The organism is Streptomyces sp. NPDC047028 (assembly GCF_040644095.1).
In the GTDB taxonomy this organism is placed as follows: domain Bacteria; phylum Actinomycetota; class Actinomycetes; order Streptomycetales; family Streptomycetaceae; genus Streptomyces.
In genome coordinates this window covers 102,915-115,487 of record NZ_JBEYVS010000018.1, presented here as the reverse complement: position 1 = coordinate 115,487, position 12,573 = coordinate 102,915, and the positions used below count along the sequence as shown (strand labels likewise).

Below are 12,573 nucleotides of genomic sequence, written 5' to 3'. Positions count from 1 at the left end.
CTCCTCATGACGACCAGACTCACCGTGGCCATACTCGGCCCCGGCGGCATCGGCGGCCTCCTCGCGGCCCTGCTGTCCCGCGCCGGACACCGGGTGATCTGCCTCGCGCGGGCCGGCACGGCCGACACCCTGCGCACGAACGGAATCCGGGTCCGCAGCGGCCAGTTCGGCGACTTCGGCGCCGGTGTCGAAGCGGACACCGAACTGCGCGAACCGGTCGACGCCTGCGTGATCACCGTCAAGCACACGGCACTGGACGCCGCACTGGGCCGCGTCCCGGCCGGCGCCCTGGGCGACGCCCTCGTCATACCGCTCCTGAACGGCGTCGAACACCCCGCCGTCCTGCGCGCCCGCTACCGGCCCGACCGTGTGGCCCCGGCCGTGATCCGCGTCGAATCGACCCGCGTCGCCCCTGGCGAGATCGAACACGGCAGCCCGTTCACGGAGATCGACCTCGCGGGCGACGAGGTGCCCCGGCCCCTCCTCGACACCCTGGCGACCGCCCTCACCGCGGCCGGCCCGGTCACGCGCGTCGTCGGCGACGAGACGGCGGCCCTGTGGGCGAAGATGGCGTTCCTCGCCCCGTTCGCCCTGCTGACCACGCGCTACGGCCTTCCGCTCGGCGAGGCCCGGACCCGCCACCGGGACGAACTCCAGGCCCTGGTGGCCGAGACGGCGGCGGTCAGCCGCGCCTGCGGCGCCCCCACCGACCCGGCCCAGGCCCTCGCCCGGTACGACTCCTTCCCGCCCGCCACCAAGTCCTCCATGCAGCGGGACGCGGGGGCGGGCCGCCCCCTCGAACTCGACGCGATCGGCGGGGCGTTGCTCCGCGCGGCGGACCGGCACGGCGTTCCGGCACCGGTGACGGCACGCCTGGTGGGCGAGTTGCGGGCAGCAGGCCACTGATCCGCTCCCCGTCCGGCCACGAGGTTCGACCGCGCTGTCGCGGAGTCGACCGACCCCCTCGTTCGCGTGAACCTCGTGGCCGAACTCGCCACCTAAAATCGAACAGGCGTAGCATTGCGGTGTGGCAACGACCTACGGATTCCCCAGTGACCTCCTCGCCGGCCAGGAGGAGCTGCATCAGGTCCGGTCCGAGCTGTCGGCCCTGCTCAAGCGCCTGCCGTGGTCCGTCGAGCCCGCGGACGCGTTCAGTGACGACAACGGCTGGCGCAAGGTGGAACGCCCCGCCTCCCCCGGCTGGACGGCGGACGAACAGGCCGAGGTGGAGAAGCTGCGGCGCCGGGAACACGAACTGGCGGTCTTCGTCAGCACCCACCGCTTCTGGTCCGAGATAGCGGCAGCGGAACGCGTGGACGCCCGCACCAAACTCAAGCACGCCCACGAGGACTCCGCGGAACAGTCCGGCTGACCCACAACGCGAAGACCCCGAACCGCTCACGGTCCGGGGTCTTCCCTGATCACCTGGTGGGCGCGGACGGTTTCGAACCGCCGACATCCTGCTTGTAAGGCAGGCGCTCTACCACTGAGCTACGCACCCGGGACAGGCCGACAGCCTACATGGCCGGGGCAGCACCGCCGCACACCCGGTCCGCCCCCGCACCGGACGCCGAAAGCAGGGTGCGTACGGCGAACTGATCGGCTCGTGTGTTCGTCCTCTACTGGTGGGAGAATGAGAGCGCCCAGGGCGGATCGCAGCACGGGAGAGGGATGTGACGACGGGGATCTCGGCGACGCCGGCTTCGCGGCCGGGTCCGCCGCCGACCGCACGACCGCGGCCCCGGCGCCGCTCCACGGGTCTCGGTGACGCCCTCGTGCTGATGGGGCTGCCGGTGCTGGCCGCGCTCGCGCTGCCCGCCGCGTTCGCCGGGGGCGGCACCCGGCGCTGGTTCGGCGGGCGGGCCGAGGGGCAGCGGGCCGAGGCGCAGGCCGCGAAGGACGCGGCCGCGGCCGCGTTCTACGAACTGGACACCGCCCAGCGGGACCTGCGGATCTCGGTCGAAACCATCACGGCCGTCGACGACTCCCCGGCGGCCCGGCGCGCGGTCGCCGACTTCGAGGCGCTGGGCCGGCGCATCGACGAGGTGAGTCAGCGCTACATCCAGGCCGTGGACGCGCATGATCTGGACCGGGTGGATCTGGAGGCATCCGCCGCCGCGCGGGCGCGGAGCGAGCTGACGGCGGCGAAGGACGAACTGGCCCGGGTCAAGCAGGAGCTGGAGCGGTTCGGCGGTTCGCTGGGGCCGCTGCTGGGCAAGGCGGAGACGCAGCTCGCGCGGGTCGCGCCGGCGGTGGAGCGGGCACGGCAGGCGCTACTGGCGGCGAGCAACGCGCTGGACGCCGTACGGCAGCACGGGCTGAAGGCCGACGACCTGGCGGCCCGGCTGGCCGCACTGTCGCCCGAGCTGACGCGGCTGAACCAGGGAGCCGGGCAGCACGGGGTGGCGCCGACGCTGGAGCGGGCCGAGCGGGTGCAGCGGGAGGCCGGGGCGATCGCGGCGGAGGCCGAGCGGCTGCCGGAGCGGGCCGGCGAGATCGACCACCGGCTGGTGAGTCTGCGGACCCGGGCGCAGGCGCTGACCACCCGCGCGGGGCAGGTCGAGCCGGTGCTGAGCGAGCTGCGGCGGCGGTTCGCGGCGGCCTGCTGGCAGGATCTGCAGCATGTGCCGCAGCAGGCGGGCGAGAGCGTGCGGCAGGCCGAGCTGAAGCTGCGCGAGGCGCAGTCGGCGCGGGAGGCACAGCGCTGGCCGGACGCCACGTCACTGCTGTCGACGGTGCGGGCGCTGCTGAACACCACCGACGAGGCGGTGTCGGCGGCCGGGGACCGGCTGACGCGGCTGAACGCGGTCCAGAAGGACCCGGAGCAGGAGATCCAGCGGACGCGGTTCGCGATCCGTGACGCGCAGCGGCTGGCCATGGCGGGACGTGCGACCCCGGATCCCCGGCACGCCGGGCCGCTGGACGAGGCGGTGGCGCGCCTGGACCGCGCGGTCGCCGGCCTGGAGGGCCGGCACCCGGACTACTGGCGCTTCCTGACGGAGACGGAGGCCGTACGCCGCACGGTGACCGATGTGGTCGGCCGCATCCGCGAGGAGCGCGGCGGCGGCACGGCCCGCTGAGCCCAGCCTCCCGCCGCCCACGTTGCGCCGAGCCGCCGGCGTCGGTGTCCGGTTCGGTCCGGGGGCCGCCGGTTGGCGGTGGAATGTTGCCGTGTGGGGTGGGCAGGCGGATATTTGGTGGAACGGACGGATGGCCTCCGCTAGCGCCCGAGGGAGGCGGATATGGCCACGCACGCAGCGCACACGCGGGAACCCCGGTCTCGGATCCGGTTCGACGAGCATCTGCCCGTCGATCACCGGCTGAACCTGATCTACCGGATCGGCGCGGGCCTGATAGGGCTCTTCCTGCTGGTTTTCGGGATCCTCGGGTTGATCGACCAGATCGGGTTCTTCAACACCGGCGGTGACACGGTCGCGGGCCTGAACACCAACGGCACGCTCAGCGTGCTGTCCATCTGTGTCGGCGTCCTGCTCTTCGTCGCCATGGTGATCGGCGGAAACGTCGCCTCGACGGTGAACATGGTCTTCGGCGTGCTGTTCATCCTGAACGGCTTCCTCAACCTCGGCCTGCTCGACACCGACTACAACTTCCTGGCGTTCAAGATGCAGAACGTGCTGTTCAGCTTTATCGTCGGGCTGCTGCTGATGACGTTCGGGATGTACGGCAGGGTGAGTTCCACCCTGCCGCACGACAACCCGTACTGGCGGGCCCGGCATCCCGAGCCGTCCCCGCACGAACGGCGGGAGCTGGACGGCCGGGACGGCAGTGGCCCTGCGGGCCTGGATCAGGTCCGGTAGGCGTAGTACGCCGCGGTCGGGTAGGACGCGATGAGGCTCGCCACCGACCGGTTGTACGTGTTGGTGGAGTGGTACGACACGTACGGCACGCCCTGCGGGCTGCGGTAGGTGACGATCATGGAGTGGTCCTTGGACCCGTCCTTGTTGAAGTCCATCTGCAGCACGTCACCGACGTCCAGCTGGTAGACGTAGGGCAGCGGGGTAACCCGCTTCGAGGACAGGGCGAACCAGGAGAACTCGTTGACTCCGACGAACGAGTCCGACTGGATGTCGGCGTTGCCGAACCACTTGTGGAAGTCGTACGTGTAGCCGGGTACGTGCTTCCAGCCGCCGGCCTTGAGGGACTGGCTGACGAAGTTGGTGCAGTCGCCGCCGTCCCCGTGCCCGTTGTAGTTCGGGTAGTCCGGGTTGTAGTTGCTCCAGTACTTCTTGGCGTACGCGGCCATGGCGGCGTAGTCGTACGTACCGGAGGTGAGGTTCTTCGGCTTGGCCGGCGCGCTGCGCGAGGTGGACGAGCGGGGCGCCTCGGGCGGGTTGTCGTCCGTGGCGGTGTCCGGCGTGGCCACCTGCGGCGTGGCGACCTGGTTGACGGCGACGCCGTCGTCGGTGTCCTGGACGCCGGTCAGCTGCCAGGTTCCGTGCCGGTCGGCCTTGAACGTCAGCTCGTGGTGGGCCTGGAAGCCGGTGGTCTTGGGCGCACCGGGCTTGGGCTGCTCGTAGGTCAGCGAGGTCGTCTCGGTGACGGCGACCTTGGCGCGGCGGCCGTGCACCTCCGTGGCGTCCAGCGTGACCGTGGTGCTGCCCGCGCTGTACTTCTCGCCGAGTTCGGCGAGGCGGGACTTGCGGCCGCGCAGCTGGTCCAGGGCGGAGTCCTCGTGCCGGGACTGGGTGCCGGACAGGCGGACGTGGCCGCGGAAGCCGGCGGTCCGCTGCTTGCCGTGCCCGCCGTTCCCGTGCCCGTGGTTGTCCACGAGGGCCTCGGTGCGGTCGGTGAACACGGCGTCGGCCAGCTTCTGGAAGGTGGCCTTGGTGGCCGCGTCCACGGTCGGGTCGTTGGTCACGGCCGCGCCCGCGCTCCAGTTGGGCACCAGCACCACACCGGCGACCACGGATGCCGCGGCCGCGCCGACTATCGCGGTACGACGCCGCTTATGGCTCAGTCTTCTTGATTTCAATGATGTTCCCCTCTACGCCGGTATGACTACCGGGAGACGGCATCTTCGCATGACGCACGCGGCGGTTGTGAAGAGGGTGTACACAAGTGGAACCGAGTGGTTACAGGGGTCACTTGACGACCTGGGACCAGTCGGGCGACTGCGCCGGGTCGAGGCTGCGCAGCCGTTGCAGCGTGGCGGGCTTCTGCGCGTCGAGCCAGTCGGACAGCTCCCGGAACGAAACGCACTTGACGCCCTTTTTGGTGCAGATCTTCGGGATGATCTGGTCGATGGACTTCATGTAGATGCTGCCGTTCCAGTCCTCGAAGTGGTTGCCGATGAACAGCGGTGCGCGGCTGCCGTAGTAGACGCGGTTGAAGCCGGCCATGTACGAGTCGACGGTCTGCTGTTCCCACTGGGGGTACTTGGACGGGTCACCCTTGGTCTCGCCGCCCGACTGGTTGTAGAGGAAGTTGAAGTCCATGGACAGGCCCTGGAACTTGCCGTTCTCGTACGGCAGCATCTCCAGCGGGAAGTCCCATATGCCGTTCTTCTTCGCCGGCCATATCTGGAAGTCGCCGGGCGAGGAGGCGTCGTAGCGCCAGCCGTAGCTCTTGATGGCCTTGAGCAGGTTCGGCTGGCCCTCCAGGCAGGGGGCGCGTCCGCCTTCGACCTCCTTCTTGAAGTCGAAGGGCAGCGGTGGGATGTCCTTGTAGCCGGTGTTGGTCTTCCAGTTCTCCACGAAGGAGTAGAACTGATCGATCTCACTCTTCCACTCTTTGACGCTCCAGTCGCCGCCCCCCTTGGCGCCGCAGAAGTGGCCGTTGAAGTGGGTGCCGATGTCGTTGCCCTGCTCGTAGGCGAGACGGAGCTGTTCCAGGGTGGTGCGGATGTGTTCGTTGGTGGGGTAGTCGATGGCGGCGGCGCCCGGCGCGTGCATCGGCGGGTGGTAGAGGGTCTTCTTGTCCTTGGGCAGCAGGTAGATGCCGGTCAGGAAGAAGGTCATGTGGGCGTTGTACTGCTGGGCCATCTCGCGGTAATGCGAGAAGAGGTGGTCGCTGCCCTCCAGGGCGCCGTCCCAGGAGAACACGACGAACTGGGGCGGCTTCTCCCCCGGTTTGAGGGGTTCTGCCTTCAACTGCCCCTTCTGCGGCCCGGTGTAGGAGGTGGACCCGTCGCCGAGGACGTGCGTCTTGCCGTCCCAGGGGGTCGCGCTCGGGCTGGGACTCGCCGCGCCGTTCTTGCCGGCGGAGGCGGTCGGCGTGGTGCTGTCCGTGCGGGTCAGCACCAGGTAGCCGGCCACCAGGGAGGCCACGACGAGGAACGCGGCCAGCGTCAGGACCTGCGGGTTGGTGGCCGTGGGGACGCGGCGGCGGCCGGCTGCTCGGCGGCGGCCCGTCGGTGACTTCATGCTCGGCATGCGCGGCTCATTCTGCGGAGGGGGGTTCGGGCGGTCGGGGTCCGGGCATCAGCCGAGACCCGTCGCGGTCGACCAGAGGGCGTAGGGGACTCTGTCGGCGGGTGTGCCCGCCAGTCCGTGCAGGGGCAGCGGTTCCAGGGACTTCGCGAGGTCCATCCGGTAGACGACCACGGCGGTCGACACGGAGTCGGCCGTGCCGGCGTACCAGGAGGCGGTGTCCTTGTCATTGCCGCCCGCCTTGCCGGACACGCCCGGCTCGGCGGCGGCCGGGTGGGCGGCGCGGAAGGAGTCGGTGAGGGCGTCGGTGACGTCCGCGGCGACCTGGGCGCCGACCGCGCGGTGCGGGCGCGGGGTGGCCAGGGGGATCGCGGAGCCGTTGCGGGTGATCCGGCGTACCGAGTACGGCTCGGTGTGCTTTCCTCCGGCGGCGAACGTGGCGTACCCGCTGGCCATCCGGATGGCACTGGGCGTGGAACTGCCCAGGGACAGGGCGGGCACCTGTGGGCCCATGCTGGAGTGCAGCAGGCCTGCCGCCTCGGCGGTGTCGCGCACCTTGTCCAGGCCGGTGTCCATGCCGAGCTGCATGAACGGTGTGTTCACCGACTGGGCGAGCGCCTGGCGCAGGGTGATGGGGCCGTAGGATCTGCCGCCGTCGTTGTGCGCGGCGACCTTCTTGCCGCTGCGGTCCCAGTACGGCCCCTCGGGCGTGGTGACGGGTACGGCGTCGTCACCGTTGTAGACCGTCTCCGGGGTGACGGGGGTGGCGGGGCCGGAGCGAGTCTTGTGGACCCCGTGTTCCAGGCCGGCGGCGTACACGAACGGCAGGAACGCGGTGCCGGCCGGCACGGTCGTGGCGTTGGACTCGTTGTAGCCCTGTTTCCGGTGGTCGGGGCCGCCGTAGACGGCGAGGATCCGGCCGTCGGTGTCCACCGAGGCGGCGCCGTAGTGGCCGTTCTTCGCGGCGGCGGGAGTGTCCCTCTTCGCCTGCTTGCGGGCCTTGGTGACGGCGTCGGTCAGCGCCTTCTCCCGTGTGCGGTCGAAGGTGGTGTAGATCTGGTAACCGCCCAGGTCGAACTGCTGGTCCGTGAGGTGCGCGGCCTTCTTGGCGTACTGCGAGGCCAGTTCCACCAGGTAGTCGCTCTGCTGTCCGGTGTCGTACAGCGGGGGCGTCTTCAGCGGCTCGGGGAACGTCTTGTACGTGGCCCGCTCGGCCGGTGACAGCTTGCCGATCTTGACCATGCGGTCCAGGATCCAGTTCCAGCGCTCCACGGCGCGGGCGTGGTTGGCCTGGTTGAGGGTCGGGTCGTAGAGCCCGGCGCCCTTGAGGAGCGAGGCGAGGAAGGCGGCCTGGGAGGCGTTGAGCTTGCTGACGTCCTCGCCGTAGTAGGCCTGTGCGGCGCGCTGGATGCCGTAGGTGCCGCGGCCGAACCAGCTGGTGTTGAGGTACCCCTCCAGAATGTCGTCCTTGCTCATCTGGTTGTCCAGCTTGAGCGAAATCATCGCCTCGGTGAATTTGCGGCTGATGGTCTGATTCTGGGTGAGATAGACGTTTTTGACGTACTGCTGGGTGATGGTGGAGCCGCCCTCGGTGTCCCCCTCGCCCACCGTGCGCCACAGGGCCCGGGTGATGCCCTTGAACGAGATGCCCGGGTCCGAGTAGAAGCTCTCGTTCTCCGCCGCGAGCACGGCCCAGCGGACGTCCGGGGGTATGTCCTTCAGGGGCATCGCCTGCCGCTGCACCCAGCCGGTGCGGGCCATGGGGGTGCCGTCGGACCAGAAGTAGACGTTGTCCTGCTGGGTGGCGAAGGTGTTCAGGTTCTTCGGGATGTCCGTGGCCGCGTAGGCGACGACGAGGAACAGGAAGACCATGACGATCGACGAGAGCACGGCGCCGATCCACTGTCGCCAGGAGGGCATCCAGCGGCGCCAGCCGGTGCGTCCGGGGCGCGGGTAGACGGGCTTGAGGCGGCGCGCGTACGGCTGCAGACGGCGCGCGTAGGGGGCGAGGGCCGCGAGCACGGGGGCCGCGACGGTGGTTATTCGCTCCTGTATTCGCTCGCGCAGCGAGGAGCGCGCGTCGCGCCGGCGGTCGGCGCGGCCGCCGGCGGCGGGGGCCGGGGGCGGGGTCGGGGACTCCGAACGGGCGGCGACGCCGGACTGATCGGGACTTTCGGAACTTTCGTCGCTCTTAGGCCCCTTGAGACCCTTGAGACCCTTGGGATCTTTGGGGCCTTTCGGCTGGAGGGGGATGCGCAGCTGCATGGTGTGGTCCGCCCGGAGGGCGTCCACTTTCAGGTGCAGGGTCTCGTCGGAGTCGAACGGCCCGCCCTTGCGGCCCTCGCTCTTCGCGTCGTCCCCGCGCTGCGACGCATCGTTCACGGCGTCCCCCTCCCCACTCGGTCGTGCTCGCGCGGGTTGAGCTGAGCTTCCTCGCGACGGCGTTCACAAATTATCAGCAGTGTTTTCAAAAACTCCGCACACGTGGCCGATGGAATAGAACACTCATGAAACATTGAGCCGCCCGCGTCTGGGCGGAGACTAACCTGTGCACATGCCACGCTACGAGTACCGCTGCCGGACCTGCGGCGACACGTTCGAATTGAGCCGCCCCATGGCCGAGTCGGCCGCCCCCGCCGCCTGCCCCGCGGGCCACGACGACACGGTGAAGCTGCTGTCGACGGTAGCCGTGGGGGGCGTCTCCTCCGCATCCGCCCCTGCTCCGGCGCCGGGTGCGGGGTCCGGCGGTGGCGGGGGCGGGTGCTGCGGCGGGGGCTGCTGCGGCTGAAACCACCGTTGGCCGCCCCGCGCGGGTGTGCCTACGGCTGTGGGCCGCGCTCCGTCGTTCCCCGGGCCGTCCTCAGGAACTCTCTTACGATGCGTTCGCCGGCCAGCACGCCCCGCTCGGGCAGTGCGCTGATCGCCGGGGCCGTCCAGCCGGTGTCCGCCAGTTCCCCGTGGCCGGGACGCCAGCCCCGGTCCGCCGCGAGCAGCAGGTCGGCGTCGAGGAGCGAGTCACCCGCGGCCAGCGTCAGCTCCGCCCCCGTGCGCCGCGCGACCTCGCGGACGGCGGCGCTCTTGGTGAGCGGCTTGGGGACGGCGTACAGCTTGCGGCCCTGGAGCGAGACCGTCCAGCCACGGTTCTCCGCCCACACCGCCAGTTCCTTCACCCAGTCCTCCGGCAGCAGCTCCCGCTCGACGACCAGGTAGGCGAACAGGTCCTCGGCCACCCGGTGCTTGCGCACCCAGGCGGGGTCGGCGGACCGCGCCAGGTGCTCACGGACCTCCGCCAGCGGCACGCACTCCTCGGCGAGCCGGGACAGCACCCCCGCGTGCCAGCCGTGGTCGGTGGCGCCGTCCACGAGGAGGTGGCCGCCGTTGGCGCAGATCGCGTACTTGGGCGGCGGGCCCGGCAGGTTGATGCGCTGGTACTGCTTACGGGTCCGGGTCGTCGTCGGCACGAAGACCGCCGCGTCGCCGAGGTCGGCCAGCAGCTGGGCGGCCGTCTCGGTCATGTAGGACAGGGGTCTGGCCTCGTGGACCTCCACGCACAGCAGCCGGGGCGCCCGCGCGTCCGGCATGGTCAGCGCGAGGGCCGCCGAGGAGTAGATGAGCGTACGGTCGAGGTCGCTCGCCACCAGCACCGGCATCAGACGTTCACCGCCCGGCCGTCGGCGCCCGTCGCGCCCCGCGTGTACTTGGGGTGGATCAGTCCGACGCAGGAGTACGGCAGCTCCCCCACCTCCTCCACCGGCACCCCGCGCTGCCGCGCGAGCAGCCGTACGTGGTCCAGGTCGGCGCCGGCACCCGCGCGGGCGAGGATCTTCCACGGGACCCGGCGCAGCAGCACCCGGGTGGTCTCGCCGACGCCCGGCTTGACGAGGTTGACGTCGTGGATGCCGTACTCCTCACTGATCCGCTCGACCGCCCGCCAGCCCGCCCAGGTCGGCGTGCGGTCCCCGTCCATCAGTTCCTTGACGGCCGCGTCGACCGTGTCGGCGACCTCGGTGAAGCGGTCCGAGACGGCGTCCAGGAAGGCCGCCGACACATCCGCGCCGGCGAGTTCCCGGTAGAACTTCGCGCCGTGGAAATCATGCGGGCCGACCAGGTCCGCGCGCAGCACCGTACGTGAAATAAGGCCGGAAACAGTTGAGTTGAGGCAGGCCGAGGGAATGAGGAAGTCCTCGCGGGTGCCGTAGGTGCGCACACAGGAACCGGGGTCGGCGAGAACCGCGATCTCCGGGTCGAATCCGGTGACGCCTTCCCGCTCCTCGAACTCCCGTATTGCCTGGGAGAGTTCCCGGGTGATCGCGCCCTTGCCGGTCCAGCCGTCAACGAAGACGACGTCCCGCGGGTCGTGGTGGGCGGCCAGCCAGCGCAGCGCGTTGGCGTCGATGCCCCGGCCGCGCACGATCGACACGGCGTAGTGCGGGAGTTCGAGGCCGTGCCGGTACCGGGCCCAGCGGCGCATCAGCACGCCGACGGGGGTGCCCGCGCGGGCGAGCGACACGAGCACCGGGCGCGGCGACCGTTCGGCGAGGACGGTCTCCGTGACGACGCCGGTGGCCTGGGCGATGCGGGCGGCCGAGACCTTGAGGGCCGCGTGGAACAGCTCCTGGTACTGCTCGGTCGGCTGGTACTCCACCGGCAGCGACTCGGCGTAGTGCGCCCCGCCGCTCTGCACGGCCTCCTCGCGCTCCTCCGTCGGCGCCTCCAGCGGCACGTCCGAGAGGTCCCGCAGCAGCCAGCCGACCTCGTCGGGCGCGTACGAGGAGAAGGCGGGGCCGCGGAGGGGCTCGGGCAGCATGACCGGCCTTTCGGGAGAGGAGTGTGGCTCGGGGACGTACGACGGTACGACTGCGAGCAGGACGTGCGGCACCTGGTCGGCGAGGCGGGCCAGGAGGCCGTCGGGCGCGTGCAGGGCGGGGGTGTCGGCGGCCGAGTCGACGACGGCGACGACGGCGTCGAAGCCCGCTCCGGCGACGTTGTAGGCGTACCGCTCGCCGGGGCCGTCCGCCGGGTCGTCGTGGGCGGGGAAGACCAGCCGGGTGCGTATCGCGTAACCGGGATCGTCGACGGCGAGGACGGGCGAGCGGGTCGTGGTCGAGAACCGCACCTCGGCCCCGGTCACCTCCTCCAGCCCGCACGCCAGCCGCAGCGGGGCGTACATCAACTCCTCGAACCCGAGCACCAGTACCCGGTGGGCATCGGGAGGCAGCGCCTCAGCAAGGCGGGCGACCATCCCGGGCAGCGCCTCCTCCAGCCGGGCCCGATGGGCGGGGGTGAACCCGTGCCGACCGCCGTCGGGGAGGCCGGCGGGCCAGGGGAGGTGGGCGCGCTTCACAACGTGGCTCGGCCGGAGCGCCCCTACAGGGGCGCGGGGCGAGACATTGTGCGGCTCCGCCGCGTGGGCGCGACCAGCCACATCGGGCCCGCACCCGCCCGCCGAACCGCCACCCTCACCCCCGTACCGCGCAACCAGTTCCTGCCCCTTCTCCAGCACGCCGGCAGGCAACCGCACCACCCCGGACGCAGCCGCGACCACATCCACCCGGGCTCCCACCTCACCGGCGAACGACAGCAGCAGCCCGGAGTCTTTTGCGTCGCGCATGTCGACCAGCGCCACCACCACGTACCGCGTGCGCGGATACCGTTCGTGCAGGTCACGAATGGTGTTCAGCACCGTGTTACCGGTGGAGAACTCGTCGTCGACGAGAACCAGCGGCCCCTCCCCCGCCAGCAGCGCCGGGTCCTCGGGGAGCAGCAGGTGCGAGGTCGCGTGGGAGTGGGACTCCTCGAAGCCGCCGGCGCGGGCCACGCCCGGGACGGGGCGGCGGGTGGAGTGCAGGTACGGGGCGGCGCCCAGCCCGTCGGCGACCGCGTGGCCGAGGCCCGTCGCGGTCTCCGCGTAGCCGAGGACGACCGCCGTGGCCGCCTCCGCCTCGCCGAGCATCTCGCGGACCCGGCGGCCGAGGGCGACCCCGTGGCCGTACACCACGGACGGCGACTGGGGTACGTGCTTGCCCAGCACGTTGGAGACCAGGAGGTGGGCCCGCTTGGGGTTGCGGCGCAGGGCGAGTCCGAGCATGGCCGGCAGGCCGTCGTCGCCCTCCAGTCCGACTCCGAGCCGCTCGGCGACCCAGTTTCCGGACCAGTCCCCGTCGTTCACTGCGTTGTTCATGCG

Annotated in this window: 10 protein-coding genes and 1 tRNA gene; 5 read left to right on the top strand and 6 right to left on the bottom strand. The window is 71.0% G+C overall.

The annotated features are described in order from the left end of the window. Window positions 1-6: 6 nt before the first annotated feature. Together ABZ854_RS18160 and ABZ854_RS18155 are read left to right on the top strand one after the other, a co-directional pair. A complete protein-coding gene (locus ABZ854_RS18160) occupies window positions 7-906 on the top strand; it encodes a 2-dehydropantoate 2-reductase (protein WP_361211425.1) in 900 nt (299 codons plus the stop codon). Between the two features lie 121 nt (window positions 907-1,027). Then, the gene (locus ABZ854_RS18155; RefSeq protein WP_361211422.1) at window positions 1,028-1,372 is read left to right on the top strand and encodes a hypothetical protein; all 345 of its coding nucleotides are present in this window, start codon (window positions 1,028-1,030) and stop codon (window positions 1,370-1,372) included. Window positions 1,373-1,426: 54 nt separating this feature from the next. Here the strand turns inward: ABZ854_RS18155 and ABZ854_RS18150 are convergent. After that, window positions 1,427-1,501 (bottom strand) — tRNA-Val (locus tag ABZ854_RS18150). Window positions 1,502-1,673: 172 nt separating this feature from the next. Here ABZ854_RS18150 and ABZ854_RS18145 point away from each other — a divergent pair. Both ABZ854_RS18145 and ABZ854_RS18140 read left to right on the top strand, forming a co-directional pair. Continuing rightward, window positions 1,674-3,080 (top strand): hypothetical protein, encoded by a 1,407-nt coding sequence (locus ABZ854_RS18145; protein ID WP_361211419.1) that lies wholly within the window; start codon window positions 1,674-1,676, stop codon window positions 3,078-3,080. A gap of 162 nt (window positions 3,081-3,242) precedes the next feature. After that, window positions 3,243-3,818: a DUF4383 domain-containing protein gene (locus ABZ854_RS18140; protein WP_361211416.1), complete on the top strand. Its 576-nt coding sequence runs from the start codon at window positions 3,243-3,245 to the stop codon at window positions 3,816-3,818. Here the strand turns inward: ABZ854_RS18140 and ABZ854_RS18135 are convergent. From ABZ854_RS18135 to ABZ854_RS18125, 3 genes are all read right to left on the bottom strand, one after another. Further along, complete coding sequence (locus ABZ854_RS18135) at window positions 3,806-4,927, bottom strand: amidase domain-containing protein (RefSeq protein WP_361211526.1); 1,122 nt, start codon at window positions 4,925-4,927, stop codon at window positions 3,806-3,808. The two genes, ABZ854_RS18140 and ABZ854_RS18135, sit on opposite strands and share 13 nt — an antisense overlap. A gap of 175 nt (window positions 4,928-5,102) precedes the next feature. Continuing rightward, window positions 5,103-6,383: a hypothetical protein gene (locus ABZ854_RS18130; RefSeq protein WP_361211524.1), complete on the bottom strand. Its 1,281-nt coding sequence runs from the start codon at window positions 6,381-6,383 to the stop codon at window positions 5,103-5,105. Between the two features lie 57 nt (window positions 6,384-6,440). Further along, complete coding sequence (locus ABZ854_RS18125; protein WP_361211521.1) at window positions 6,441-8,654, bottom strand: transglycosylase domain-containing protein; 2,214 nt, start codon at window positions 8,652-8,654, stop codon at window positions 6,441-6,443. 289 nt (window positions 8,655-8,943) lie between these two features. Here ABZ854_RS18125 and ABZ854_RS18120 point away from each other — a divergent pair, with 289 nt between their 5' ends. Then, a complete protein-coding gene (locus tag ABZ854_RS18120) occupies window positions 8,944-9,177 on the top strand; it encodes a zinc ribbon domain-containing protein (protein ID WP_361211413.1) in 234 nt (77 codons plus the stop codon). A gap of 31 nt (window positions 9,178-9,208) precedes the next feature. Here the strand turns inward: ABZ854_RS18120 and ABZ854_RS18115 are convergent, their stop codons facing one another. Further along, window positions 9,209-10,039 carry an HAD family hydrolase gene (locus ABZ854_RS18115; RefSeq protein ID WP_361211410.1) on the bottom strand — a complete coding sequence of 277 codons (831 nt, stop codon included), beginning with the start codon at window positions 10,037-10,039 and terminating at the stop codon, window positions 9,209-9,211. Then, window positions 10,039-12,570: a phosphoribosyltransferase gene (locus tag ABZ854_RS18110; RefSeq protein WP_361211407.1), complete on the bottom strand. Its 2,532-nt coding sequence runs from the start codon at window positions 12,568-12,570 to the stop codon at window positions 10,039-10,041. Before ABZ854_RS18110 ends, ABZ854_RS18115 begins: the two co-directional genes overlap by 1 nt. Window positions 12,571-12,573 lie beyond the last annotated feature (3 nt).